Below are 25,770 nucleotides of genomic sequence, written 5' to 3'. Positions count from 1 at the left end.
ACCACCGACCACGAGGCCCCGACCATGGTCACGATGGGGAATCGAAGTCCATGGTCGGGTCATGGTCGGGGCGACCATGGGTCAGCCGGGAGCCAGGGCCAGGCCGTCGTGTCCAGAGCTGATCCCCGGACCGACGACCGCTGTGTGATCACGTGCGGCCGGGTCGCAGGGCTCGGACACTGATGGGTAGCCAGGAACCGTCCGGCCCGCGTCAGATGCCTGCGCAGTGCGCGGGGCGGACCTGCGCAAGAGAAGACCAGGAAGCTCGGGGCGATTGCGCAGCCGGCCCGGCACAACTGGACTGCGCGGGATCCTCGACCGGTTGCGCAACCCGAGTGCGCAATGCCCATCCGGGGCTGCGCAGTCGGCTGCGTGATCACTGAGCGCCCCTGGGGCGAAGGCGCGTGGCCGGGCCGGCCGTCGTCAGTGCAGGGGGAGGCCAAGCGATGTCCGGCTGCGAGCTTCACGGCGGCGAAGCCGCCGTGAAGGGTGAGCTCCTCGTATTCGGTGCGACCGTGATCGCCCATGCCCGGTGGGCGGCCTTCTCGGCGCCTTCGAAGAAGCTCTCGAGTGGGAGCGAATTGTCCATGCGGGGACGGTGGCGGGGCTGTGCTACACGGGCAATCGAACGGGGAGACCCGGTCAGAGCGCCTGCCGAAGCGCCTGGGAGTCCGTTCAGGGGTGGCGATGGCCGGTTCCGCGAAGCTGTGCAGTTTCGCGGGGGAGGGGTGGCTGGCCTCTTGGTGCCGGCCGTCGTGCGGTGTCTGGTCTGCCGGGAGTTCGTCGGTCCCTTGGGCCGGAGGCTGCGGTCTTACGGTATCCCGCCTGCGCCGCGGTCCGGCTCGCTGCAGTCAGGAGGGTGAGGATCGGCGGGCGGCCAGGTCTTCGAGGCGGGAGCGTTTCCAGCGTTGTTGGCGGGGGCGGCCGGCGCTGCCGCGGCGGTAGGCGAAACCGTCGGGCTGCTCGAGATCGGGCAGCAGCCCGTGCCCGAGCGCGCTGATGAAGCTGTCGGCGTTGTTGTATCCGAGGATGCGTGCTGCTTCGGCGGCGCCGACCAGGTCCTGGTTCTCGTCGTGGTCGGCGGGCGGCAGGACGCCGCGTTTGCGGGCGGCGGCGACGACGGTGGCCCGGCGCCACTTCTTGCGGGCTCCGCCGCGGCTGCCTTCTTCCCTCTCCAGGGCGTCCGGTGCGGGCAGTTCGGGGATGCGCCCCTGGTAGAGGGCGCTGGAGAACGAAGCGACGCTTCCATAGCCGAGCAGGGACGCGACCTGGGCCGTGCCGAGGAGTTCGTCGGGGTCCCCGTCGACGGGCACGGCGGGCAGCGCGGCAGTCGGGGCGGAGCTGCGTCGGCCCTTGCCGGGTCGGCTGCTCGCCCAGGCGACGATCGTGCCGCGGCGCCACGCGGGGCCTTCGGCGTCAGCGTCGGGCTCGGGGAAGTACCCGGGCCGGTCGCGGAAGTAGCCGTCGATGGTGGAGGTGCGGGTGTAGCCGAGGAGCTGGGCCACTTCCCGTTTGGTCAGCAGTTCTTCCTGGTCGGCCTCGAGTACCGCGGTCGGCAGCGTGCGCTTCTTCGGGGCGCGCTGGGCGAAGAACGCCGCGACCTCGTCGTGGCGCCAGAACCGCTTGCGGCCCTCGGTGTGTGCGACTGCGGGGAAACCGCTGTCCGGGTCGTTGCTCCACTCGCTGATCCGGGGCTTGCTCGTGCCGAACTCGGACACGATCTGCGCGGTGTCTACGAGCTGCTCGGCCAGAGACATCTGTGCCCCTTCGCAAGAATCGGCAAGGCGGTGTCGGAGCCCGGACAGGCGTGACATGTTCGATAATGCCCAAATTGGGGCTTTGCTGTCCAGCCTGACGCCCCACCGGCCTGCAACGCTTCCTCGTCCGGCAGGCGCACCCCGAAGCGCGCCGCACATTCCTCCCGCTCTGTGCAGGCCACGGACGCCGGGCCGGCCTTGCAGGTCGCGAACCCGAGAGCGGAGAGCGCCTCGCTGCGCATCATCGGCTGCTCCCAACGGGTGCGCCCGCAGCGGCGCATCGCTCTCGGCGTACAGGTCGGCCGGCCGCGGCCGCCGGCCAGTTGGGGGCGTTGGCGCTGCCGCCCGTCCTGATGCTCCAGCGAACCGTAGATTGTGATCTTGCTGCTGGGGTGAGCGGTCAGGGCAGCAGTGGGCTGGTTGAGCGTGGTCAGGTGCGAGGACGCTGCCGGGCCTTCCGGTCTCGGCCGAGCCTGAAAACAATCATGGAGGCGAGAGTGACGGCCAGGCTCGCGTCGGCAACCGCGTTGTCCGCCTGCAGCGCCACGCCGGTGAAGTGCCATACCAGGGCTGCGATGAGCGTGAGACCTCCCCCGAAGAAGCCGATGGCCGCGCCCACCTGCAGGCGCGTGCCCCGGTCGAGTGGGGTCTTGTCCATGACGACCGGCTCCGCCGTCTGCTGCAAGGTGATGTAGTCGCCCCTGTTGGCGCTGACATCGGCGAGCCCCTCCGATGCGTCGCCGCCTGGTGAGCAGATGAAGCAGACCGTCCTGCCCGGTTCGACCAAGGCAGTCAGGGGCCGGCTGGAGCACCAGTCGATCTTCAGCTGAAGCTGATGCGCTCCTGAAGGCACCTCCAAGCGCAGCGTCCGTCCTCGACCGATGCTGCCCACCTGGGCGTCGTCGAGCAGCACGGCATAGCGGCGCAGCGCGTCGCGATAGCTCCCCTGAACCCGCGACAACACGATGCTCCCGTGCCCGAGTGGGGCCGCCACCGCGGATGGGTCGCCCCCATCGTCGCTCTTGCCGGCCTCGTTCGACGCGCTGGGTTCATGGGCAGGCGCAGTCCCTTCCTCCATCGCACGCCCCCTTCTACGGACACTCGTGCGTCGCGAGCGTACTCACACGGAACGTGCAGCGAAATGCCAGGGCGCTCCATTGCAGAGGGCTGATGTGGAAAAGGCCGCGGCTTGCGGTGATCACCGGTGTGTGGAGACTGAAGACCCCGCGATGGCCGCGGGGGACAGCGACGTGCCTGCCCGCCGACAAGTGGCGTTCGAAAAACTGACGGGTCGGATCGCCGGCCGCTGCGCCCGGGTCGAACCCCGATGTCGCTCAAGGCAGTTGGTGCTCGAGCTGCCGACGGACCTGCCGCGCAAGAACTGCTGGACCATCAGATCGTCAACCAGGGCCGCGCCGAGAAGCCGTTCCGGGGCCGACCGGTACTGACGGTGATCCCGCGCGAGGAGCGCGGCTTCGGGCAGGCCGGCCTATCCGCCGTCCGCAGCTCGGTCTGGCGGATCACTCCGCTGCCCCTCGCACCTGCCGGGCGCCTTTGCCGAGGCTCTACTTTTGAGCGGTCGATTCGTGGGAGTCGAGCCCGTGAGCCCGGGCTGTGGCTGCTGCGAGGTCGGGGGCGGTACCGACAGGGACGTACCTGTTCGCCGCCTTCGTGGCCGCCCCATGCATGGACCGGTCCGGCGAGGACATCGACCCGCGGTACGGCGCCTTGGCCGACCTCGTCAGGAAGGTCCGCGACACCCGGCTGGGCATCTACGCCGTCGCCGGGGTCCTGCGCTCCTGGCGCATCTGACCCGGGGGACGGGCGTACGTCGGTCCGGGCTGATCGCGTCGGCGCCCGCCTGCGTACGGCGCGCCCGGACGGGTCTGCGAGGATGTCCGGCGGCCGTCCGCACCGGGCCCGCAGCGCTGCGCGGGTCCGGGAATGCACAGGCGGCGACAGGTGGACGGGGTCGGGCCCGGCGGGCGGGAGAGCGCAGTGGTGGGGGACGTGCCGCAGTACCCGGAGTACCTTGCCGCGACGGTGTTCGCCGTGGGCGGCGTCGTCCATGCTGTGCTGGCGCCGCACCGGTTCTCCACCGCTGTCCTGTTCAGCCTCGCGGTGACGTCGGCCGGGCTCGGCGTGGCCGCCCGCAGTGCGCAGACCCACCTCACCGTCGTGACCGTGCTCGCCGTCGCCGCCCTGCTCATGACGCTCGCGCTGGGCCTGCTCCTGCTGGTCGACGGCATCGTCCTGGTCCGGCGCTACGGACCGCAGGCGGCCCTGCTGGCCACCGGCGCCGCCGGCTGCGCCCTGCTGGCGGTGCTCGGCCTCGACGCGGTCGTCCAGACGGCCGGGGGCAAGGTGGCGGGTGCCCTCATGGTGGCGTTGAACGCGGCCGCCGGATACCTCAGCCTGCTCTTCCTCGTTTTCACCGTCTACGTGTTCGTCCGGGGCCGCAGCACCCCGCCGCCGGGGACCACCCATGTCGTCGTCCTGGGCGCCGGGCTCAATGGCGACCGGCCCGGTCCGCTGCTGCGCCGCAGGCTGGAGCGGGCCCTCGCGGTCGACGCCGCCGGCGCACCGGACACAGACGGTGTGGTGTTCGTCGTCTCGGGCGGCCGGGGCGAGGACGAGGTGCGCTCCGAGGCGGACGCCATGGCCGACTACCTGCGCGCACGCGGGGTGGCCGCCGACCGGATCGTGCGGGAGGACCGCTCCGTGAACACCGGGCAGAACCTCCGCTTCAGCGCGGCCCTCATGGACCGCACCGCTTCCGGGCACCGTGCCACGGTGGTCACCAGCGGCTTCCACGTCTACCGCACGGCCCTGCTGGCCCGTCGCGCCGGCGTTCTTGTCCACGTCGTGGGCGCGCCGACCTCCCCCACATACTGGCTCTCCGCGACCCTGCGCGAGTTCGCCGCTGTCCTGTGGCTGGACCGGCTGCCCCTGATCGGGCTCAGCCTGCTGCTGGCGGTGCCCGTGGCGACAGCGGTCTTCCAGCGCTGAGGCACCCGTTGTGCGCGCCGCCCCGGGCAGCAGGGTCGGCGTGGCTTCGCCGGCAATCCGCGCCCGCGCCGAACAGCGGGGCTGGGCGCCGGCTGACGGAGCCGGCAGGTCACCGTGCGATCGGACGGTATCGGAGAGCTTCGTCGATGATCTGCTCAGGCGAGGCGTCCCGCAGTCCGGCCGGGGGGTGAAAGATCAGGTCGCTGACCTGGGGATGCGTCACGTTGGCCCGCGGCCGGGTCGGCCGTCCCCGACCCAAGCCGGACTCCCTGTTCGCCGACCGCGGCTACGACCACGACATCTACCGCGACCAGGTCCGCACCCGCGGCATTGAGCTGTTTCCAACCTCAGTTTGAGCAGGTCAGGTGCAGCGTGAGGACGGCTTGGACGAGGGTGGTGATGCGGGTTGTGGAGCATCGCAGCTTGCGCAGGAGCCGCCAGGTTTTGAGAGTGGTCATGGCCTGCTCAACGAGCGCGCGGATCTTCGCGCGTGAGCGGTTGACGGCTTGCTGACCTGCGGACAGCGTCTCCCAGCGACCCCAGTAGGGCACCCGGATGGTGCCGTTGGCGCCCCGGTAGCCCTTGTCGGGCCAGCACTCCACGCCGGCTTCCTCCAGGGCGTCGATAATGCCGTGGGTTCGCGCGGCCTTGATGTCGTGGACCGCTCCGGGCAGCGTCGGTGAGACCCACAGCAGTCGGCCGAAGGGGGCTGCGATGACCTGCACGTTCATCCCGTGCTTCTTGTGTTTGCCGGAGTGGAACGGGGCGTCCGCGGCAATGCGGTCGATCGGCAGGAGCGTGCCGTCCAGGATCACGAACGCCTTCACCGAGGCGGTCCGCACCGCGTCGGCCAGACTGGGGGCAAGAGCGGTCAGGAGTTCGACAGCCTCGGTGACATAGCGGTAGGCCGTCGTGGTTCCGACGCCGAACCCTGCCGCGAGTGGGGCATACGTGTGCCCCACTCGCAGATGAGCGAGCGCGAGCAAAGCCTGGCGACCGGCGCTCAGGCGCCGCCAACGGGAGCCGATCGTACGGCGGTGCCGCCGCAACTGCTGCGTGAGGAAGCGGAGGGCAGAGCTGGACACGTCGACGCCCGACGGGTAAACAAGCACGTGAAGCCCCTGGTGGAGACGGTTCTCTTGGTCGAAAACCCATCTACCAGGGGATTCACCACGTTGTCAGCCCAACTGCCAGGCCGACGCTTCAAGTTGGAAAGGGTCGCTGCCTCCAATTGGGATCGAGACAATCCCCTGGCTGCGTTCGGCGCCGTAGTTGCTGCCGAGGTAATCCGCTGGCTGGCTGTGGCCCCTGGGGTGGTACTGGAGCGCATCGGAGAGACGGAACGCTCGCGACGGCCGGGACGCATCCGGACACCTCCACGGCATCAACGTATGAGCACACAGGCTCCTGCCACGCCGACCGGACTCCCCGGCACGCCCCCCTCGCGCCTCATGGCGCGTTCTTTGCACCCGATCGGCCACGCTCCCCGGGCCACGGCTCGGGCAAGGGGTGTCGGAGCGGTCAGCCGACCCCGCCGCTACGGAGTTCGCCGCCGCCCACCTCAATCTCACCGCGCGCCCGGTCGGCGCGTCGGCGTATCGCGGCGGAGACTCCCGCCCAGACGGCGAGCACGCAGGCCGCCAGGCCGGCGAAGACGACCGGGTTCACCCAGACCGGCGCCAACTCGGTCCCCACACCCTGGTCCGTGACGCACTGCACGCTCACCGGCAGCGTCATACGCGTCACCACGTGGTCGCCGTCGGCGCCGGAAGCCGCACACGTCTGGTCCGGGTCCAGGATGTAGAACCCCGACATCACGCCCCAGGCGTACGCGCCCACAGCCGCTGCGCCGGCCATTTGCACGACCAGCGCACACGACATGGCGTCCGGTGACGTCCACCCATGTGGTGGCTGACCGTGACGTGCGCGCCACACAAGCTGAACGGCCGTGCCCACGACCACCCATGGACACACGAGGGGCGAGAACGCCAGGATCAAGAAGAGAATGGCTTTCACGCCTTACCGGACATCGTCGCGGGGCGGCTGGTTCCCTCTCCAGGGCGCTCAGTGAGCCAGGCGTTCCGTGATCCAACGGGCGGCCAGCAGACCCGACCTGGCCGACAGGCCCTGCTGGTCCTGGCCCACCTGCGCTGCGGCGACACGTAGGCCCGCCTCGCGTCGGGATCGCCACGGTCTACCGCTACATACGCGAGGCCGTCGACCTCTTGGCCGCCCTCGCGCCCACGCTTGAGCAGGCCATGCAGACCGTACGGAAGAAGGCATACGTGATCCTCGACGGCACGCTCCTGCCGATCGACCGCATCGCTGCCGACCGGCCGTACTACTCGAGGAAGGAGAAGCATCACGGGATGAACGTGCAGGTCCTCGCCGATCCAGCCGGACGCCTGATCTGGGTGTCGGACGCGCTGCCGGGAGCCACACACGACCTGACCGCAGCCCGGACCCACGGGATCCCCGTCGCTCTGGCAGCCGACGGCATCAAGCGCTGGGCGACCCAGGCGTATCAGGGTGCAGGCTCCGCCATCCGCGTCCCGTTCCGGGGCAAGCACCTGCGCGGCTGGCGCCGGCGTCACAATCGGGCCCACGTCAACATCCGCAGCCTGGGCGAACGCGCCATGGCGATCCTCGAGTCCTGGCGGCTTCTGCGGAAACTTCGCTGTAGCACCACCCGGATCACCGGCATCGTCCGAGCTGTCGCCACTCTTGAATTCGCCAGCCGATCAAGATGGAAAAGGCTCAGTGCTTGCAGGAGGGGGCCTCTACTGCGCCGATGCCCGTGTCCGGCGGGGGGTCGCCGATCGGGGGATCCGTCTTCTGCTCGCTTACGGGCGCGAGTTCCACGGCAGCCGCCCCTACGAGCTCGACCCCCTCGCCACCGTGAGCGGCATGACTGCCTCCGGTATCCGCACTGCATACGGCAGCGCCGAGACCGAGGCCGTGGCCCGGCAGATCGACCGCGCACCCGACGGCCGCCGCCCGGCCGGAGACCGGCAATGACCGCACCCCCTGAGCGCTCCGGAGAGACGTGCGCCTGCCCGCGCCCGTGGCCCGCCCTGGCCACGGTCATCGAAGAACGCCTCTTCACCGTCGAGCCCGCACCCGCGCACACCCCCGCGTCCGCGCTCTGCCTCGCCCACTGCACCGGCTGCGGCGCCCCCTGCCCCGGGCCGTGGAGACGGCTGCCCCGGCTGCCCAGGGCTGCCTGAACCCGCATCCGCCCCTTGCCGCCCGCACGGACCGGCCTGGGTGCGCCGGGCGGAGCGACGAAGCTGCTTTGCGTGCCGCGGGTGCAGAGAATGTCCTGCCGGACGTTGGGGTGCGCAGTTGCCGTTCAGGACTGTCCGGGGGTTCCGGCGGCAGTCTGGTCATCGGGTTGAGGCGGTGCTGACGCGGCCGGGTGCCATGGCCGGTGTCCGGTCAGCGGCCGGGGGTGGTCACAGGTCGGTCCATGGGCGGGGTGTGCCGCCGGCCAGCGGCATCCACATGCTTTGGGAGGGACCGTGCTGCTCCAGGTCTTCCAGCACGGCGGCTCCCAGGCGGACCTCGCGGGCGAGGGCTGATACGAGCGGGTGTTGAGCCACCATCGCCTGCAGATCGCTCATCCGGTTCTCCAGCCTGGCCCGGGAAGCACCGGTGAGCACGAAGAGCACGCGGGGGAAGACCGGGTACCAGCGCAGCCAGGCAGGGCCCGCGGCGGCCTGCCTGCGCCGGCCGACGGGCTGGGCCTCGTACTGGTGCAGGCGGGCGTACTCGATCAGCTTCACGGCGAGGCGCTCACTGCTCATGGTGCTGCGGTCGACTTCCACGAACGCGCGCAGCTTTCGCCGGTGTTCGCTCTCGAGGACCGTGTAGTGCATCACCGCGTCGGCCACGACACGTTCGCCTTCGCCGATGGAGTGGGAGACCTCGGGGGTCCAGTCCCAGGGGCCGTGCTCGTGTCCGAGCCGGCGGGCGTCTGCGGCGAAGGCGAGGTGGGTGCGGACGACTGCGAGCGTGTGCGGGGTCTTCAGCGACGCTGCCGTGGCCGAGGTGATGGGGTAGGGCGGCCGTCCCCGCAGGATGGGCAGGTCCCGGGTCAGCCGGGCGCCGTCCGGCGTGAGGTACCAGGCGCGGGTACGGGTCCGGCTCGCATCCGGCAGCACCGTGCAGTCGGTGAAGCCCTCGGAGCGCAGCCTGTTCAGAACACGGGACATCAGCTGCCGCGTGCCCTCTGGCCGCAGCATGCGCCGCAGCTGGCTGGTGGTGGCGATACGGTGCTGGGCGAGGCTGGCCAGCACCTGGTGGGCCAGGGTCTCAGCGGGACTGGGGGCCTCTCTCGTTGCCGGCGTGCTCCGTGCGGCGCTGCTCATCAGAGGTTCCCTCCGCGGCCGTGGCGGTCTCCGGCGGAGGCCTTCGGTTCCTGCCGAGGAAACCCGTGGGCCCCGACCAGACCCCCCACCACGAAGCCCCGACCACGGTCACGAAGTCGAATCGGCGTCGCGGTCTCGCCGTTGCTGACGTTCACGGCCCCGACCACAGCCCGCGCGCCGGAGCAGCTTGCTCCTGGAGCGGAGCTCGCCACCCCTACGGCAAGGGGCCGCGAGCGAACCAGGAAACGGCCGCCCCCGTGGAGAGGCTCAGCGATGGCCGGTCCGTAGCGGACCGGGGCTGCTGCGGGGCGTGGTGGCGAGCCACGCCGTGCCGGCCATCGCGCGACACCCGGCCCGCGAGGGTCCAACGGCTCGTAACCGGATGCTGTGTCTGCGGGGCGGCGGGCTGCTGTGCGCTCACTGCGGGTTTCTATCTGCCGGAACCGCGCTGGGCGGCCTGTTGGAGGATTCGCTGGCGCGTCCACCGCCGGCGCCCGCCCTTCTCCGTGAGAGCGTCGGGGGTTTCCAGGAGGGGCAGGTTGCCCTGGGACAGGCTGCTGGAGAAGGAGTTGACGCTCTTGAACCCCAGCAGTGCCGCGGCCTGCGTGGCTCCCAGGAGTTCGTCGGGGTCGCCGTCGGCGGGGACGTGGGGCAGGGCGGGCGCCGTGCGCTGGGCACCGGCCCGTTTGCCGCGGCCGGGGCGGGTGGCCATCCAGTCCAGCAGGGTCTGTACCCGCCACAGCTGCCGGCGGTAGGGGTTCTCGGGCGTGCCCATCTCTTCGACGGTGTCCGGATCGGGGAAATAGCCGGGATGGTCGCGGACATAGGTGGTGACCTGGTTGGGGTTCTTGTAGCCCAGGAACCTCGAGGCATCGGCAGCGTTCAATAGGTCCTGCGGGTCACGGGAGGGCGGTGTGTGTCCGCGCAGCCTTGCCAGCTGGCGCCCGGCGAACCAGGCGGTGACTGCAGCGTGGTCCCACAGCCGGGCACGGCCGCGCTGGTCGGCGGCTTCGGGGAATCCGTTCTTCCCGCGCTGGCTGTAGAGCATGCTGATACGCCCGGGCGACAGGCCCTGCTCGGCCGCGATCTCGGCGGCGTCGGCCAGGCGGGGCTCACGGCGCGAGGTCATGGTAGAGGTGTCCGTCCTGTCAGGAGACGAGCCGGCCCGCCCGGCCCCACAACACGCATAATGGCAGGAGTTTGAGGTGGGGGTCCAGCCTGCCGCCCGGGATTTCCCGCGCGGAGGGAGAGGCTGGCCTTATTCCTCCGGAAGGAGGCCGACCCCGCGGCGTGCTGCGTCCTGGGCCATTTCGGCATACGCCATGGCCGCAGGTGTCATCTCCCACTCGGTGAGGGTGAGCAGCATCAGCAGTTCGTCGCGGTCCTGCGCGGGGTCGCTGGGCAGGCCGGCTGCGTTCACGGCCGCCGCCAGGTCGTCGTCCGGCAGTTCGGCGAAGCGGGCCGTCACGCTCTCGCGGGTGGCCTCGAGGCCCTGCTGGTAGAGCCCGCCGGCTTCACGCAGGAGTCGCAGCAGGTCCTGGTCGCGGCTGGCCGGTGCGGCCGCGGCGAGGTCGAGGAGGCGCTGGGTGGTGGTTGTCATCAGCACGTATGCCTTTCGGGCGGGATCGGGGACGGGACGTCTCCAGCGGGCGGCGGCGCGGCCGTGTGCGTTGCCCTTGTGTTCTGCTTGGGTGGTTACTGACTGGCGCGTAGGGCGTCCAGGCTCGGGATGAAGATGCACTCGTCGCGGGCGAAGGCGAGGTCCTCGCGGGCGAGTTCGTCGAGTGCCACGTCGGCGTCGAGGACGAGACTGCGCAGTGTGGGCGCGTCAAGGGCGATGTCGATGCCCTCGGGGGTTGCTTCGCCGTAGGACTCGGCGAGCCTGACCAGGAGTCGGGTAAGGGCCGCTCGAGGTCCTCGGCCGGCTTGTCGGCTGGAGCGGGCGCTGTCGCGGGCCTCCGAGACCAGGAGCGCTTGCCTGACCGGTAGCGCCGCGCGCAGGTGTTCGGCGAAAGTCCGGGACGCGATGACCACCACATCGCCGTTGCGCAGGTGTTCGACGAACTCGTTGGTGGGCATGCCGGTCAAGGCATGGGTGTCACCTGCGATGTCGCCGGCGCCGCATACGCCGACGTTGAACGCGCCTGCGCTGGTCCTGATCTTGCGGACCAGCAGGCCCGACTTGACGAGGACCACACCGTCCATGAGCGAGAACTGGAAGATGTCCTGGGTACGGTGCTGGTCTCCGAGCCGCACGAGAGCGTCGTGGTCCTCGGGTGTCAGCAGGGCGAGGAAGGAGCCTGGCCGGTACCCCGTGGAGTGGGCAGCGGGAGCGGCCGGCGGTGGAGAGCGGTCCGCGCCCACAGGGTCGAGGCCGGCCAGGACGTCGGCGGTCTGCCGGATTTCCTGGCCGATGGTGTTGCTGAGGTCCTCGATGCGGTCCAGCGCCGTGTCGATGTTGGCTGCGAACTCCCGCGCAGCGTCGAAGGGCATGGGCAGGACGTGGTCACTGCCGGGCTCGCGGCTGTCGGCCGGCGATGGCTTGTCGGCGTGCAACCGTGTGATGTCCGCCTGCAGGCGGCGCCCGCAGGTGATCAGGCCCGCGAGCACCGAGGTGGCCCGCTCGAGGTCGGCGGCGGCTTTGGCGCTGTCGAGCGTGATGCGCTCGTGGTGGCGTACGGCCAGGCTGAGAAGAGTGTCCACGCGCACGAGCTCGTCGTGATCCAGAGGGGTGCGGCGGGCGAGGTCGCTGCGGTGGCCCTGCGTGCGTTCCACTTCGTCGGCCAGAACGATGATCCAGACCGCAAGGACTGCGTTCAGTGAACTTGCGGCCTGCACCGCTGCTTCGGCCTGCCCGCGTGCTCGCACGGCCTGGTCGAGCTGCCGCTGCCTGTCGGACAGCTCCTGCAGGGCCTCGGCCCGGCCGCTCTCGGCTGCGACGACGTGCAGGACACTGTCGATGACGATGTCCCTGCCGTTGAGCAACCGGGCCGGCGGCCCCTGCACGGGTACCGCAAGACCGTCCCACAGCCGCCTGGCCTGGTCGAGCCAGCGCTCTCGTGTGCGCGGTTCGCCGTCTTCGGAACACAGCTCGATCACCCTTTGCACGAACGGCCAGTCCAGCCGTTCGCCGCGGAACCGGGTGGACAGCGCGCTCGTGCTCATCCCGAGGGCGGCCGCCAGGGCGGCCTGGGTGAGGCCGGCCTGGTCCAGTACCTTGCGCAGGAACGCAGCCACATGAGGCTTGGCACCAGGGCCCTTCGACAGCGGTCCGGCAGGCCGGCCGAGTCGACGGGGAGCCTGATCGCTCAAGACTGCCCCCTCGACCCGCGTACCTGTTGGGATTATCCGCGGACAAAGCGTAGTTGTCCTCGCCTCCTGCCGCCTGCTGGGCAGGTCGGAGGCAGGCCCCGTGTCTGCCTCGATGGCGAAAGAGACGCAAGGACCCGCAACTTCCTACGGTGCGGCGTGTGTCGGGTTTCCGGCGCCTCGGTCCGGACGGTTCCGCGCTCCATGCAGCGTGCTGAACAGGGAGTGGTTATGCCCTCTGTGGTACTTGATGACGAGAGCACGCGGTATGTGTGTTCCCAGCTCGCTCGGATGCGCCGGTTCGACGTGCTGCTGTCGATCGTGTTCTGGTTCTACTTCTGCTGCTTGTGGCTGCTGCTGGCCGCTGCCGCCGCCGAAGCGCTGTGGCAGTTCTACCGGCATCAGAGCGGTATGGCCGTTGCCGCAGGAATGATCACCGGCGGGGTCTGGCTCGTCGTACGGCTGTCGCTGCGATGGTGGCGCCGTCGACGCTGCCTGCTGCTTGCGCCGCCCGCGCTCCCGCAGGCCCTGAGGTAGTGGCGAGACGACGGGCTACGGCGGCCCGCCTGATCAGGCAACTGCAAGCCGGATCGTTCCAAAGGGCCAGAACGGCGCTGCACGGGAAGATGCAGCGCCGTGTGCCGAGAAGGTCGGCCGGATCAGCGCACGGGCTTGAGACGGGCCGGCTCGGTGACGGGGGCCGAGAGGCTGCCGTCGGCCTTGTACGTACGGCCTGACGGTCGGCAAGGCGTCGATCCTGGAAGAGACGGGGCGCCTCGAGGAGGCTCTCGCCCTGCTGCGGGCGGACACCGAACTGCGGCCGACGGCAGTGGCCGAGCTGCTCATCCGGCATGGACGCGCCGCCGAAGCCATCGCTGCAATGCCGTCCCTCGCCGAACAGCATGCGGCCGGCCCGCGACGTGACGCGGCGATGCAGGCCGACGGTGGCCCCGACAGCCCTCCTTCTGGACGAGCGGTCTTTGATCAGTCACCGGGACGGCTTCGCGGTGCGCCCGGGTGGGCGGCGGCGACGTAGTGGATGGCGGTCGGTGCAGCGGCGTTGGGTGTGATCACGGCGGGTGCCTCCAGCGAGGCGAAGGGCGGTTCAGGGTTCCTCGTCCAGGACGGCGCGCAGGACGGGCGCGTCGCTGATGCCGGTGAGCACGCTGGGCCGGCCGGCGTGCACCGCGTTCGTCGCGGCATGATGCGGGTCCTTCGTGTCTGTCCGTTGTCCGATCTTGAGGCCCCGCCTCTCCCGCCCCTCAGCACAGGACGGGGCCCAACCGCTCCCAGCGTGGTTCTTCGTTGTTCTCTTCATCTCCTCCACAGTGACTCTTCGTGACAGAACTACGGTCACGGGCGCGGCCGATGACCGTCGGAAGAGAGCTGACTCGGAGTGAAAAGTCCTCTTTCGTGGTGTGGCGTCAGATGATGTCCGCAGGAGGTCGAACTGTTCTGCGCAAAGGCCTCCCGGTGTACGGGGCATGCCGTGATGATGGAGGAATGAACGCGCGCCGGATCGTGCTGACCGTGACCTCCCTGGCGGTCGCGGGCTTGGGTGTGGCCTTCTTCTTGTTGAAGGGGGACGAAGCGAACCGTGTGGCCACGGTCGTGTCGGCGCTCGTGGCGGTGTCGGCGCTCGGAGTTGCTGTATGGGCCGCTCTGCCCGCAAGCCGTGCTCGTGTTCTGCGGGTGGCCGACACCGGCGATTCGAGGGCTGGTGCGGGAGGCACTGCCGTGTCCGGTCTCACCGGCCCTGCCGCTGACGGCACGACCGCGGTGGAGGTGGAGGTGGAGCGTACCGGCACGGCCGACGCCACCGACGGAGGGGAGGCCACCAGCGGGGTACGCCTGAGCTGAGCGGCGTCCGGCGTACGCACGCGGTGAGACGAACGGAGCTTCGGTGAAGGCGCGCGGATGGTGGCAGCGGTCGGCGGCGGCCGTCACCGGCAGCGGGGCCGCCCGCGCCACCACAGGCGGGGTGGCGGTCAGCGGCGTCGTCCACGGTGACGTGGCCGTGCATGCACCGCCCCCGGCACGGAGCGGCTACCGCCAGCAGGTGCTGCGCATCGCGCCTCCTGAACTTGTTTCCCGGGAGGCGGAGTTGGCGCAACTGCAGGCATTCTGCACGGGCCCGGACGGCGGCTCCTACGGATGGTGGCAGGCGGGTCCCTGGGCAGGGAAGACCGCGCTGATGTCCTGGTTCGCGCTACACCCCCCAAAGTCCGTGGAGATCGTGCCCTTCTTCGTCACCGCGCGCTTCGCCGGCCAGAGCGACCGCACGGCGTTCACCGACGTTGTCGCCGAGCAGCTCGCCGCCCTGCTGGGGCAGCCCATGCCGTCGTACGTCACCGAGGCCACCCGCGAGGGCCATCTGCTCGACGCCCTGGAGGAAGCGGCCCGGCTGTGTCAGGGGCGCGGCAGACGGCTCGTCCTGCTGGTCGACGGTCTGGACGAGGACCGTGGGGTGACGACCGGCCCTGACGCATACAGCATCGCTGCCCTGCTGCCGGCCCGGCCGCCTGCCGGGCTGCGGGTCGTCGTGGCCGGCCGTCCCGACCCGCCTGTACCGGACGACGTACCCGAGGACCACCCCCTGCGGGCCCCCGGCATCGTCCGCCCGCTGGGCCGGTCCGGGTACGCGGCGGTGGTCCGGGCCGACTGCGAAAGGGAGTTGGCTCGGCTCGTTCGCGGCACACCAGAGGAACGGGACCTGCTGGGCCTCGTGGCCGCGGCCGGAGGCGGGCTGAGCCGGGTCGATCTGGCCGAACTGACCGGCTGCGCCCCCTGGGAGGTCGCCCAGCACCTGAGGGCGGTCACCGGCCGGACCTTCACCGTCCGCGCGGGAGGCAGCGGTTCGGCCGGGCCCGAACCCGATGCCCCCGAGGTCTACGTCCTTGGCCACGAGGAACTCCAGACCACGGCCCTCACCATGCTCGGCCGGGACAAGCTGCTCGCCTACCGCGCACGGCTGCACACCTGGGCCGCGACGTACCGCGACCGGGGCTGGCCGCCGGCCAGCCCGCAGTACCTGATGCGGGACTATCCCCGACTGCTGCGGGCCACCGCCGACGTGCCCCGCGCCGTCGCCTGCGCCACCGACCCCGCCCGCCACGACCGTATCCGCGAGGCGACGGGCGGGGACGCCGCCGTGCTGGCCGAGATCGATGCTGCGCGGGAGCTCGTCCTGGCGTCCGAGGACCCTGATCTGGTGTGGACCGCCCTGCTGTGCGCGCACCGTCAGCGGTTGGTGGACCGCAGCTACTTCCCGATACGCCTGCCCGCCGTCTGGGCGGCCATGGGGCAGGCGGACCGTGCCGAGGCGTTGGCGCGGGGCATGGACGAGCCGGACACGGTGGCCGCCGCTCTCGCAGAGGTCGCCCTGGCGGTGGGTGCCCGAGGGGATCGTGCGAGGGCGGCGGACCTGGCCGACGGCATCGAGAGCCTCGGCTCCGGAGACGCCAATGCGGTCTGGCGGGCGCGCCGCAACGCGGCGGAGGCGGAGGCGGCGGGCGCGGCGGGCGATCACGACCGCGCCGCGGCCCTGGACCGGGCCATGGGCACCGTCCTGGCGGACGCCGCCCACGACAGCGACAGGGCCCACGTCCTGGCCGCTCGTGCACGGGCGGCGGCCGCGAGCGGAGAGCGTGGGCGGGCGGCTGAACTGGCCGATGCCATCGAGGAACTCGCGAGGACCGGCTCTGGTTTCTCCTGGCACACAGACGTGGCGTGGGCGGCCGACTCGCTGGAACCCGAGCGAGTGGCCGCCGCACTGAAATCCCTGGCCGCCCTCGCCCGCACCGTGCCCTCCCCACGGCGGCGAGCCGGAATCGAGGCAAACCTCGCTGCCGCTGCGTCCGCAGGTATCGGAAGACATGGCACCGCACTGCTCGAGGCGGCAACGGAGTTGACGCGGTGGGCCCGGCCGGACCTGGGGACCTTGGAGGTCATCGAACCGCTCACCGAGGCCGTGGTGGCCTCGGGTGACGCGCCGCGCGCCGCGCGGCTGGCGGACCTGATCGCTGAGACGGCGGCCGTGGCGGACCATCCGAGCTGGCAGGACGCGGTGTCGAGCAGGTCCCTGGCCCGGGCGGCGGTGGAGGCGTTGACGGCGTGTGCCGACCGGGAGCGCGCGGCCGCGTTGTCACGGGCGCTGGAAGCCGTGGCCCGGCGGCCGTGGACACCCGACGCCGCTCTTCCTGCGCAGGATCAGGAAGACCGGGGCAACGAAGCGCCGCTGCTGGTGGGCGCGGTGGGGGCCGCAGCGCTCGCGGGAGACGATGTGCGGGCCGAGGAGCTGGCCCGCACGATCAGGGAGCCCTACGAGCGCGCCGAGGCGCTGATCCTGCTGGCACGCGTGGCGCTGGACCGCGGGGACGGCCACCGCGCGGCCGAACTGGCCCGGGCCGCCGAACGCTTCTGCAGGGAGGGGCACGACCCCGGCCCTCAGGCCCGGGCGCTGGCCGCCCTGGCGAGGGCGTCGGTGTCCCGAGGCGACCACGAGGACGCCGCCCGCCTGACCGACGCCCTCGCCAGCCTCGCAGGTTGCACCACCTCGCCGGTCCGACGCGCACAGGTACAGGTGTCGTGGGCCCGTGCACTGGCGGTGACAGGGGAACCGGGCCGGGCACAGGAGACCGTCCAGGACATCACGGTTCCTGAGTTCCGCAAGCTGGCGCAGGCCGAACTCGTGGACGCGCTGTCCGAGCGGAACGAGTTCGATCGGGCGGAGACGTTCCTGCGGTGCATCGGCAGCGACCGCGAACGCGACCGGAGCGGACTGACGTTGGCGCACTGCGCGATCACTCGCGGCGCTTTGGACCGGGCCGCCCGCCTGCTCGACGCCCACCCGGGCGCCGTGGACGACAGAGCGCGCCTGGTGACCGCGCTGACCCGAGCCGCCGCCATGGGCGGAGCCCGGCGCCGCGCCGATGAACTGGCCGCCGGGCTTGTCGATCTGGCCCGCACGCACGAGGGCAGCCGCTTCCGCGGCGCGATGGAGCGGTACGCGGCGGAGGCGCTTGCCTGGAGCCGCTGCTACGACACCGCGGCACAACTGGCGTGTGGCATCGCCGACCCGTACTGGCGAGCGGAGGCGATGGCCGCGCTGGTCGGGGCGGCGGCGAGATCGGGCGAGCCGGGCCTGGCGCGGGTGTGGGCCCACAGGGCGGCCAAGGAACTCTCACACCCGACGACCGATCGGTGGAATGCGTCCCAGAGACTGGAGCGTCTTGTGGCAGTGGTGACCGCGATCGGTGACCTCGGCACCGCTGTGGACCTGGCGCAGCGCATCCCGTACTCCTTTCACCGCGCCCGCACCCAGGGGAGACTGACGTGGTTCGTCGAACCCGCCCAGGGGCGACGGATGATGGCGCACGCACTGGCGCTAGGCGACTGGCGGCAGCTGCTCGACGACCTCGTCCGCCTAGCCCCCCAGGCGCTCCCGGCGCTCATCACCATGCACCTCGGCCGGGTACGCGGCACGGACACGCCTGAGAACGGCCCCGGCTCGGCGACCTGCAGCACCTCGCGGTACGACGGAGAGGCACAGCGATGACCTCCCTTCGGGCCTCCGGTACGGGCGCGGCCGAGGCGCGGGCCGGAGCGGTGGCCGTCAGCGGCATCGTCCACGGAGACGTGACGGTCGGGGCTCAGCCGGCGCCGCGCTCCGGGTACGGCGAGCAGGTCCGGCGCATCGCCCCGGAATCGCTCGTCGACCGCGAGCCGGAACTCCGGGAACTGGCCGCGTTCTGCACCGCGCCCGACGGCGGTCCCTACGTGTGGTGGCAGGCGGGTCCCTGGGCCGGGAAGAGCGCGCTGATGGCCTGGTTCACCCTGCACCCTCCCGCGGGGGTTCGGATCGTACCGTTCTTCGTCACCGCCCGGTTCGCCGCGCAGAACGACCGGATCGCCTTCACCGACGTCGTCCTGGAGCAGCTCGCTGAGCTGCTCGGTGAAAGTCCCGCCGCGTTCTTGACGCCCTCGACGCGCGAGGCGCACGTCCTGCGGCTACTGAAGGACGCGGCGGACCTCTGCAACGGGCGGGGTGAGCGGCTGATCCTGCTGGTCGACGGTCTGGACGAGGACCGTGGGGTGACCACGGGCCCTGACGCATACAGCATCGCCGCCCTGCTGCCGGCCCGGCCGCCCGCCGGGCTGCGGGTCATCCTCGCCGGCCGTCCCGACCCACCGGTGCCGGGCGACGTGCCGGAACACCACCCGATGCGCGACCCCGGCATCGTACGGCCCCTGCCACGATCCTCCGTCGCGCAGGTGATCCGCGCGGAGGCGCAGCGCGAACTGAAGCAACTGCTGGCCGGCCAGGGCGCCGAACGGGATCTGCTCGGCCTGCTCACCGCCTCCGGCGGTGGTCTGGGCGCCGCGGAACTGGCCGAGCTGACCGGCCTCGGACAGTACGACGTGGAGGAGCTGCTGAGCAGCAGGGCCGGGCGTACCTTCCGCGTCCGGGAGAGCCAGACCCGCCCTGGCGAACTGCCTCCGGTCCTGGTCCTCGGTCACGAGGAACTGCTGGACCACGCGGTGCGGATGCTCGGCCCCAGGGAACTGGGGGCGTACCGGGACCGGATCCATGCCTGGGCCGGTCGCTACGCGGCTGGGCACTGGCCTACGGATACCCCGGAGTACCTGCTGCGCGGCTACTTCTCGATGCTACGCGCCACGGCCGACCTGTCACGGATGGCCGTTCTCGCCGCCGACTGCGCCCGCCACGATCGGATGCGTGAGCTGATCGGCGGGGACACGGCGGCCCTCACCGAGATCCGCGTCGCGCAGTACGCCCTCGCCGAAGCAACGTCCCCGGACCTTACCTTGCTGCTGCGGTTGGCTGTCCGGCGCGACGCACTCCATGCGCGCAACGCGTCGTTGCCGGTCGAGCTGCCGGGGGTGTGGGTCTTGCTGGGCCAGCCTCGTCGGGCCGAAGCGCTGGCTCGGAGTCTGGCCGAGCCGGTACGGCGAGCCCAGGCCCTGAATGCTGCGGCGCGAGCGCTGGCCGATACCGGGCCGCTCTCGGACGCCGACGCACTGTTCGCAGAAGCAGCGGAGAACGCACGTGCCGACCTCGATTCGGTGCGGCGGGTCGAGATCCTGACCGAGGTGGCGCGGGCGTGGTGGCCGAGCGGACCTCAGGAAGCCGAAGCCGTGCTGCGCGAAGCAACGGACCGGGCGCAGGCCCTGGCGGTCTCCGCGGCGGCGCTGATGACGACGGCGGAGGGGTGGCGCGAGACCGGCGACCGGGACAGCACCTGCGCGGCGCTGTCCGACGCGGTTGCCCTGGCCCGTAGGGGTTCTCTCGATGAATTATGGCAACGGACAAGCGTGCTCGCTCGTGCGGGCCGGGTGCTGCACGACTTGGGAGAGACAGAGCAGGGCGAGAACATGTGGGCGGAAGCCGAAGCGCTCGCGTGCGGCTCGGACCCTGGACCCGATTCGTCCGATTCTCTCATCGGCATCGCGTGGCATCTGCGCGACCGACCCGAACAGCGTGTACGAATGATGAAGTTGCTGGACCTCGCCGAGGCTATAGCACGGTCCGGGAACACGAAGGAAGCGGAGCAGAGAGACTGGACGCTTCTGCAGCTCGGGATCGTACTGTCCGCTGCCGGCTGCCACGAGCGGGCCGTGGCCATCGCCCAGGACACCGTGGAAAAGGACCAGCTGCTCGCCTTCGTCTCCACGGACCTGGCAGAACGCGGCGAAGTGGGGCGGGCCGAAGCACTGGCCCGCTCGATTGACGACTCAGGGCAACGGTCGCGCGGTCTCGCCTCGGTGGCCAAGGCGCTGATCACTCAAGGGCATTGCGCGGATGCCGAGATCCTGGCCCTGGAGAGCGAAACGCTGGCCCGCGAGACCGTGGATGCACTGAGCGATGCAAGATCCCTGATTTGGCTGGGTGACGCGCTCGCTGCGGCAGGAGAGCGGGACCGGGCTCTCAGCCTGCTCGACGAAGCGGAGACCGTTCTGCGCGCCCATGCCGACAACTCCGATGCGGAACGAGTCGTTAACTGGCTGGGCGAGGCATTGGTCGAAACGGGCGAGCTGGCAAGGGCCGAGGAACTCGCCCGTACGATCACCGACCCACTGTGGCGAGTCCGACTCCTCATCCGCGTCGGGCGGGCAACGGCCCAAGCCTTGGATCATGCCCATGCCGTGGAGGTTCTTGAGGAGGCGGCGGAGGTCGCGGCTGCCCTCGCGGATTCGACCTACCGCGCGTACGAGATCGCTCACACGGCCGAAAGCCTGGCCGCTGCAGGAGCGGGAGAGCGGGCCGTGGCGCTGGCCCGGACCGCCGAGCACCCGGGGGAGTACGGGAACCCGGCGCTCGACCGGGTGGGCAAGAAGCTGGGGGTTCAGGGCGACCTGGCGCTGGGAACAGCCGTACTGGCCGATTGCGAGACGGAGGCCCGGGAGCTGCCGAAGCCCGGCCACCGCATTTGGCGTCTCTGCCTCGTTTCAGAGGGGCTCGCCGCGTGCGGGCACCCGGAACAAGCAGCACGGTTGCTCGCCGAGGCCGAGACGGAAAGCCGCCGGATCGTCGACCCGGAAGCCTTGGCCGAGTGCCTCACCGAGGTCGGGTCAGCGCATGTCACCTGCGGCGATCCGTTGCGGGCGCGCACCCTCCTCACCGAGGCCGCCGCGATTGCTCGCACGCTCCAGGACTCGATTGTTCGCGACCGCTCACTGTCTTGGATCGGAGAAGCGCTGGTGTCCACCGGGACACACCAGGAAGCTGAGGAACTGGTCGACGACCTCGTCGATCCAGTTTCCCAAGCGCGGGTGCTTAACGCTCTGGCGAAGGCCATGCCTTTCGAGCCGGCCCGGCGTGCCATCGCTCAGTGTCTCTGCGTCGCCCCATGGCGAAACGCCCTCGGCGGCCTCGCTGCGGCCGCCCTCGCGTCGCTGGTGGCGTACACGGACGAGGAGTACAGAGGGATCGCTCAGATCCCCGCGTCGCACACCTGAAGTGTGGTCCAGGTCGCCTGCCTGTCGTCGTTGCCAAGCACACCGTTGCTGGGTTTGCGGCATCGACGATGGGATCGCACGGCGGCCGTGCGCAGCGGCGGCCCGGGTACCGGACGTGCCGGGTTCGGGCCGGGACCTGAGCCGGGGAGGCCGCCGCGCGCTGGCCGCTGTGCCGCGCTCCTGGGCGACAGCGGTGCGGCGGCGCAGCGGCTAGGCCGTGTATCGAAAGTGGATCAAGGTGAGGAGGTGTCCGTGGTTCAGGGCTAGGCTCACCGGTCTGGTGTCGACCTGAGGAGACGGACGAGTTGGCTGCTGTGGTGCTTGTTCACGGCCTGTATCACCGTCCCGAGCACTTTGCGGTGTTGGCGGAACGGTTGCGGACCGACCGAACCGAGGTTGCTGTACCCGAGCTCCACCGCGGCTCTTTGGCTGCTGACACCGCCGCCGTTCAGGCCGTCATCGACGTCTTGCCCGAGCCCCCGGTCGTCCTCGGCCACTCCTACGGAGGGTCGGTGATCACAGGGGTCCGCGGAGCAGCACACCTGGTCTACCTGGCAGCGTTCGTACTCGATGCCGGCGAGAGCGCGGCCAGCCTGGGCGGTGCTTCCCAACAGCTCAAGGACGCCATCGTCGCCGAGCCGGACGGCTCGACCACCCTGCACCCCGGCCTGGCCATCGACACACTCTATGGCGACTGTCCTGAAGCCCTGGCCGCGCAGGCGGTCGGCCTGCTGCGTGCACAAGCCCCAGGCTGCGGACGTGGAGTCCCCCAGCACCACAGCTGGAAGAAGACTCCCTCGACCTACGTCATCTGCGCACAGGACCGCGCCATCGACCCCGGCCTCCAGCGGACCATGGCCTCGCGCTGCACCGACGTGCGCGAATGGCAGACAGGCCACTCCCCGTTCGTGGGTCAGCCTGACCTCACCGTGGAACTCCTGCAAGAGCTGCTCCCCACCCGCATCGCGCCCAGCCGGAACCAGGTAGTCACAACCACTCGTTGATCACTGCAATCAGAACCGTCGCCTCGTATCGGACCGTGAGCTTGTCGTACCTGGTGGCGACGGCACGGTGCCTCTTGAGACGGTTGATCCCGCACTCAACCGCGTGACGCTCGCGGTAGTCGACTGGGTCGAGAGCAACGACCACAGGATCCGCCAACCGCTCAGCCATCAGCAGGACGAACGAACGCGCGACCGTCTGCCGATCCACCGGCACACCGAGCAGTGCCGAACCCGTGTGACCGGTGCGCACCCCCATCGCCCAACCCAGCTCGAAGAACGGTCGGATCATCTCCAACTGCGCCCGCGGCACCCGCAGCGCGCGTGGGTCGCTCTCACTGTGCGCCAACTCCCGCAACGCGTGAGCGGTCTGCTCCTGCTCGGCATCCGTGAGCGGGACTCCTGCCGCCTCGATCCGCGTATGCTCCACCGTGATCCCTTCCTCTCCTGCAGTCCGGGCAGAGGGCGCCCCGGCCGACACGCCCCCGCAGCGCACTAGCTCAGAAACCCTCGCGAGCGCAGGAACTCGGCCGTGATGAACGCGACCCCCTGCGGCTTGTAGATCTGCGGGAAGCGGCGGATCTCCACCTCGGCTCGACCCTGCCGGTCCGGCTCCGGGAACTGGTGAACGAGCCGGTATAACCCGTCATTCACCGGGATCTCGAGCACGATCGGACCAACCTTGGTGTCGACACGAACTCCCGTGTAATTCGCATCAAAGTTGTGCACGATGGTCACACCCGCCCGCTGGCACACCAGGGGCAGCAAGTCAGCGATCGTACGGGCCCGAATGGCAGCCGCACCCATGGGCGCGTCCTCACCTCCATGCAGCCTGCGAACGATCCCGTCGGAGATCTGGATTTCCACGTCTTCCCCTTCGTTGACTTACCGCGGTTCCAGGGACACCCCCCACTACTTTCATAATAGTAGTAGTATTGAGGGGCGGGAACCCCTGTTGCACCCCAACGTTGCGCCTGGACGTTGCGTCAGCTGTTGCGCCTGGACGTTGCGTCAGATGTTGCGCAGGCCGACAGCCGACATCCATCCCACTCCAGGTCAACAAGCCTCTATCGCACGGTCAGACTGCCGACATCCCCCTCTGCACACCCCCGCACCCCATGACCAGAAAGAAGGAAGTGGAAGGGACGGGCGGGGCGGGGTGGGCGCGCCGTCGGGGGATCGGGCCGGCCTGATGGCTGTTGCGCGTCGGCGCCCGCCTCCGCGCTACCTGCCGCCGCCGTACCCCCGGGCCAGCCCTCAAGGTGGCGAGGCCCCCTGGAGTGTGCCCGGCAGCAACTGCCGGGCCACAGCACAGTGGTGGTGGCTACAGGTTCTGTGTGGACTGCTGGAGCGCGGCGCTGGAAGCGTCCGTGTCGTACAGGGCCCGGGCCTCGGTGACGGCACGCTGCCAACTGCGCGCCACCCCGCCATGCTCGCGCGCGAGACGCGCGGCGAGCCCCCGCCGATAGCCACCGTCCTCGCGCAGCGCGGCCAAAGCCACACCCACCGCCCGCTCACGCTGCGCACGATCGGCCCCTCCGGTAGCGGGACTGCCCGGCTTGCGGCCGGCCCGGCCCAGCCGCCCCGTACCGACCTCCTCCTGCCACACCGCCCAAAACGCCTCGACAGCCTGCTGATCGAAGAACTGCGTACGCCCCACCGTATGCACGACCTCAGGATGCCGACGCCCCTCCGGCTGCGCATGACGCTCCGCATACCAACGCGCAAGAGTCCCGGCCGACGCACCCGTCCACTGCAGGATCCACGCCCGGCTCACCACCCACCGCCCCTCATGCACCAAGCGCAGCAGCGCACCGTCCGGCACAACCATCCCCCCGCTCCCCACCCGGAGCGCAGCAGCACTCCCGACATAAGACAACAGCCCCTAGGATAGAAGAGCCTCGCTGGGAGAGGCACACTGGCGGGGAATTACCGGACCAGGTTTGCCGACCTACCGGACCAAACAATTCCCCGCCAGCAAAACCCAAACCACACCCAGCAAAGCCGAATTCCCGAACCTTTTATTGCGCGCAGTCTGCTCCGCAGACGTGACGCGCCGCCGCTACGCGGCGGAAACCCGGGCGCACTCCGCGCGCCGAAGAACAGCAATGGCATCGCTACGCGATGCGCGATGAGGGGCGGTCCGCTGATGCGGACCGCCCCTCATCGAAAACCGCGACGCTCCGCGCCGCTCAGGCGGGGGATGCCGGACCTTGACCGACACCCCCGCCGAGTGCCCCGCCGGCGAGGCCGGGGCAAGGCAGCGGGCCAGGTCGCCACCCGCAGCCGTTACGGGATCGTGTAGGCCACCGGCGGATACACCGCCTCGCCCTCCTCCTCGTCCTCCGCGCAGTGAACCCCGGGCGCGTCCAGGAAGAGCGCAGGCTCCCCGCCCCCGATCAACTCCGCCGCCTCAGCAGCAGAGCACTCACCCAACACACCCCAAGCCAGGTGCCACGCCTGCACGGTGCAGGCCGAGCCGCCCGGCTCGGTTGCGGGTGAGCGCAGGTACATCACCCCGTAGCACAGCGTCTGGGCCAGCCCGCAGGACAACAGGAACGCGAAGTTGTCGAACCACTTGGCGTCCGCGGCCACCAGATCGTCCAGGCCGCCGTCACCCTCCACGGTCAGCGGCAGTGTGGCACTCAGGGGGCTTTCCTGGCCGTCCATGTCGACGCCCAGCCGGAGGACATGCTCACCCGGAGCGAGACGCCCCATAAGGCGTGCCAGTATCGCGTGAGCTTCCTCCCGGGCTTCGGCGAATACATCCATGGAAATCGGCTTAAGCTTCATTCCTGCTCCTTGCTCGCTGGGAGACTTCTTGTGCCCGGAGGAGTTGCCGCTCCTTCAGACACTCATATTCTCCCTTAAATGCGTGCTCCTTAGTCCTTCATTTCAAGCCATTCACCAACTCGGAGCGGACGACGAGAGCAAGAACCCTGCCGCCCTGAAGTCCGGTCAGATCGCTTAGACAAGGCGAGACATGAACGCTGCCAAACCCACCAGTCCGCCACGCGTCGGGGAAGCGCTATGATCCCAGACTCAATCCGGCATCAAGAATGACGCACCAGCCGACGCACCCTCAGATATGAAATCTGACAACCCGTCAAAGCACCGATCGGCCCTGCCCCTTGCCGCTGCCTTTCTGACGCGCGCGGAGCGTGCGTCAGGTTCGTTACAGGACTGCGGAGCAGGCCTGTAACGAACTGATCCGGCGTTAGCCGGATCGGACCGCCGGATCACGGAGTGATCCGGCCGGCGGAACGGAGTTCCGCCTTCCCGCGCGGAGCGCGGGGGAGCGTCGCGTAGCGACGCCGCGTCGTGTCTGCGGAGCAGACCGCGCGC

The 25,770-nt window shown here is 70.3% G+C and carries 19 protein-coding genes and 4 pseudogenes; 11 read left to right on the top strand and 12 right to left on the bottom strand.

The annotated features are described in order from the left end of the window. Positions 1-851: 851 nt before the first annotated feature. Together ACZ7OY_RS42200 and ACZ7OY_RS42195 are read right to left on the bottom strand one after the other, a co-directional pair. Entirely contained in the window at positions 852-1,757 is a 906-nt protein-coding gene (locus ACZ7OY_RS42200) for a helix-turn-helix transcriptional regulator (RefSeq protein WP_472250815.1), read from the bottom strand. Positions 1,758-2,187: 430 nt separating this feature from the next. Then, a complete protein-coding gene (locus ACZ7OY_RS42195; RefSeq protein WP_472250814.1) occupies positions 2,188-2,835 on the bottom strand; it encodes a hypothetical protein in 648 nt (215 codons plus the stop codon). A 151-nt stretch (positions 2,836-2,986) separates the two neighbouring features. On the opposite strand from ACZ7OY_RS42195, the pseudogene ACZ7OY_RS42190 reads away from it, so the two are divergent. The 4 genes and pseudogenes from ACZ7OY_RS42190 to ACZ7OY_RS42175 all read left to right on the top strand — a co-directional run. Then, positions 2,987-3,151 (top strand): annotated as a pseudogene (locus tag ACZ7OY_RS42190) (IS701 family transposase); the annotation flags it as partial. Positions 3,152-3,371: 220 nt separating this feature from the next. Further along, positions 3,372-3,569, top strand: coding sequence for a hypothetical protein (locus ACZ7OY_RS42185; RefSeq protein WP_472250813.1), 198 nt, complete (start codon positions 3,372-3,374; stop codon positions 3,567-3,569). Between the two features lie 198 nt (positions 3,570-3,767). Further along, positions 3,768-4,766, top strand: coding sequence for a YdcF family protein (locus ACZ7OY_RS42180; RefSeq protein WP_472250812.1), 999 nt, complete (start codon positions 3,768-3,770; stop codon positions 4,764-4,766). Positions 4,767-4,996: 230 nt separating this feature from the next. Beyond that, positions 4,997-5,098: pseudogene (locus ACZ7OY_RS42175) on the top strand (IS5/IS1182 family transposase); the annotation flags it as partial. A gap of 15 nt (positions 5,099-5,113) precedes the next feature. Here the strand turns inward: ACZ7OY_RS42175 and ACZ7OY_RS42170 are convergent. Next, positions 5,114-5,878 (bottom strand): transposase family protein, encoded by a 765-nt coding sequence (locus ACZ7OY_RS42170; protein WP_472250811.1) that lies wholly within the window; start codon positions 5,876-5,878, stop codon positions 5,114-5,116. A gap of 409 nt (positions 5,879-6,287) precedes the next feature. Next, positions 6,288-6,623: a hypothetical protein gene (locus tag ACZ7OY_RS42165; RefSeq protein WP_472250810.1), complete on the bottom strand. Its 336-nt coding sequence runs from the start codon at positions 6,621-6,623 to the stop codon at positions 6,288-6,290. A gap of 210 nt (positions 6,624-6,833) precedes the next feature. Here ACZ7OY_RS42165 and ACZ7OY_RS42160 point away from each other — a divergent pair. Continuing rightward, positions 6,834-7,510 (top strand): annotated as a pseudogene (locus ACZ7OY_RS42160) (transposase family protein); the annotation flags it as partial. Between the two features lie 270 nt (positions 7,511-7,780). After that, positions 7,781-7,993 (top strand): hypothetical protein, encoded by a 213-nt coding sequence (locus tag ACZ7OY_RS42155; protein WP_472250830.1) that lies wholly within the window; start codon positions 7,781-7,783, stop codon positions 7,991-7,993. Positions 7,994-8,221: 228 nt separating this feature from the next. Here the strand turns inward: ACZ7OY_RS42155 and ACZ7OY_RS42150 are convergent, their stop codons facing one another. The 4 genes from ACZ7OY_RS42150 to ACZ7OY_RS42135 form a co-directional block, all read right to left on the bottom strand. Then, entirely contained in the window at positions 8,222-9,136 is a 915-nt protein-coding gene (locus tag ACZ7OY_RS42150; RefSeq protein ID WP_472250809.1) for a replication-relaxation family protein, read from the bottom strand. A 430-nt stretch (positions 9,137-9,566) separates the two neighbouring features. Further along, the gene (locus ACZ7OY_RS42145; RefSeq protein ID WP_472250808.1) at positions 9,567-10,265 is read right to left on the bottom strand and encodes a hypothetical protein; all 699 of its coding nucleotides are present in this window, start codon (positions 10,263-10,265) and stop codon (positions 9,567-9,569) included. Positions 10,266-10,394: 129 nt separating this feature from the next. Next, entirely contained in the window at positions 10,395-10,736 is a 342-nt protein-coding gene (locus ACZ7OY_RS42140; RefSeq protein ID WP_472250807.1) for a hypothetical protein, read from the bottom strand. Between the two features lie 95 nt (positions 10,737-10,831). Further along, a complete protein-coding gene (locus ACZ7OY_RS42135; protein WP_472250806.1) occupies positions 10,832-12,373 on the bottom strand; it encodes a helix-turn-helix domain-containing protein in 1,542 nt (513 codons plus the stop codon). Positions 12,374-12,736: 363 nt separating this feature from the next. Here ACZ7OY_RS42135 and ACZ7OY_RS42130 point away from each other — a divergent pair, with 363 nt between their 5' ends. The 5 genes from ACZ7OY_RS42130 (at position 12,737) to ACZ7OY_RS42110 (ending at position 22,428) form a co-directional block, all read left to right on the top strand. Further along, positions 12,737-12,982, top strand: a complete 246-nt coding sequence (locus ACZ7OY_RS42130; protein WP_472250805.1) for a hypothetical protein — start codon at positions 12,737-12,739, stop codon at positions 12,980-12,982. Between the two features lie 966 nt (positions 12,983-13,948). Next, entirely contained in the window at positions 13,949-14,305 is a 357-nt protein-coding gene (locus tag ACZ7OY_RS42125; RefSeq protein ID WP_472250804.1) for a hypothetical protein, read from the top strand. A 43-nt stretch (positions 14,306-14,348) separates the two neighbouring features. Further along, the gene (locus ACZ7OY_RS42120; RefSeq protein ID WP_472250803.1) at positions 14,349-18,002 is read left to right on the top strand and encodes a hypothetical protein; all 3,654 of its coding nucleotides are present in this window, start codon (positions 14,349-14,351) and stop codon (positions 18,000-18,002) included. Then, on the top strand, positions 17,999-21,424 hold the full coding sequence (locus ACZ7OY_RS42115; RefSeq protein ID WP_472250802.1) for a hypothetical protein: 3,426 nt from the start codon (positions 17,999-18,001) through the stop codon (positions 21,422-21,424). The genes ACZ7OY_RS42120 and ACZ7OY_RS42115 overlap by 4 nt, the downstream gene beginning before the upstream one ends. Before the next feature lie 305 nt (positions 21,425-21,729). Continuing rightward, positions 21,730-22,428, top strand: coding sequence for an alpha/beta hydrolase (locus tag ACZ7OY_RS42110; protein WP_472250801.1), 699 nt, complete (start codon positions 21,730-21,732; stop codon positions 22,426-22,428). On the opposite strand, the pseudogene ACZ7OY_RS42105 reads toward ACZ7OY_RS42110, so the two are convergent. From ACZ7OY_RS42105 to ACZ7OY_RS42090, 4 genes and pseudogenes are all read right to left on the bottom strand, one after another. After that, positions 22,412-22,558 (bottom strand): annotated as a pseudogene (locus ACZ7OY_RS42105) (IS5 family transposase); the annotation flags it as partial. The gene ACZ7OY_RS42110 and the pseudogene ACZ7OY_RS42105 sit on opposite strands and share 17 nt — an antisense overlap. Before the next feature lie 362 nt (positions 22,559-22,920). Then, positions 22,921-23,292: a hypothetical protein gene (locus ACZ7OY_RS42100; protein ID WP_472250800.1), complete on the bottom strand. Its 372-nt coding sequence runs from the start codon at positions 23,290-23,292 to the stop codon at positions 22,921-22,923. 457 nt (positions 23,293-23,749) lie between these two features. Continuing rightward, positions 23,750-24,256, bottom strand: a complete 507-nt coding sequence (locus ACZ7OY_RS42095) for a hypothetical protein (RefSeq protein WP_472250799.1) — start codon at positions 24,254-24,256, stop codon at positions 23,750-23,752. Between the two features lie 458 nt (positions 24,257-24,714). After that, entirely contained in the window at positions 24,715-25,218 is a 504-nt protein-coding gene (locus ACZ7OY_RS42090) for a hypothetical protein (protein WP_472250798.1), read from the bottom strand. Positions 25,219-25,770 lie beyond the last annotated feature (552 nt).

The organism is Streptomyces sp. NPDC107559 (genome assembly GCF_055657365.1).
Note: the sequence above shows the minus strand (reverse complement) of the source record. Positions and strands in the feature narration are given on the sequence as shown.

Bases quoted from the DNA above. Each gene is read 5' to 3' on its own strand.
- ACZ7OY_RS42200 (WP_472250815.1), bottom strand. From the start codon at position 1,757: ATGTCTCTGGCCGAGCAGCTCGTAGACACCGCGCAGATCGTGTCCGAG.
- ACZ7OY_RS42195 (WP_472250814.1), bottom strand. From the start codon at position 2,835: ATGGAGGAAGGGACTGCGCCTGCCCATGAACCCAGCGCGTCGAACGAG.
- ACZ7OY_RS42165 (WP_472250810.1), bottom strand. From the start codon at position 6,623: ATGGCCGGCGCAGCGGCTGTGGGCGCGTACGCCTGGGGCGTGATGTCG.
- ACZ7OY_RS42155 (WP_472250830.1), top strand. From the start codon at position 7,781: ATGACCGCACCCCCTGAGCGCTCCGGAGAGACGTGCGCCTGCCCGCGC.
- ACZ7OY_RS42150 (WP_472250809.1), bottom strand. From the start codon at position 9,136: ATGAGCAGCGCCGCACGGAGCACGCCGGCAACGAGAGAGGCCCCCAGT.
- ACZ7OY_RS42145 (WP_472250808.1), bottom strand. From the start codon at position 10,265: ATGACCTCGCGCCGTGAGCCCCGCCTGGCCGACGCCGCCGAGATCGCG.
- ACZ7OY_RS42140 (WP_472250807.1), bottom strand. From the start codon at position 10,736: ATGACAACCACCACCCAGCGCCTCCTCGACCTCGCCGCGGCCGCACCG.
- ACZ7OY_RS42130 (WP_472250805.1), top strand. From the start codon at position 12,737: ATGCGCCGGTTCGACGTGCTGCTGTCGATCGTGTTCTGGTTCTACTTC.
- ACZ7OY_RS42125 (WP_472250804.1), top strand. From the start codon at position 13,949: ATGAACGCGCGCCGGATCGTGCTGACCGTGACCTCCCTGGCGGTCGCG.
- ACZ7OY_RS42115 (WP_472250802.1), top strand. From the start codon at position 17,999: ATGACCTCCCTTCGGGCCTCCGGTACGGGCGCGGCCGAGGCGCGGGCC.
- ACZ7OY_RS42095 (WP_472250799.1), bottom strand. From the start codon at position 24,256: ATGGTTGTGCCGGACGGTGCGCTGCTGCGCTTGGTGCATGAGGGGCGG.
- ACZ7OY_RS42090 (WP_472250798.1), bottom strand. From the start codon at position 25,218: ATGAAGCTTAAGCCGATTTCCATGGATGTATTCGCCGAAGCCCGGGAG.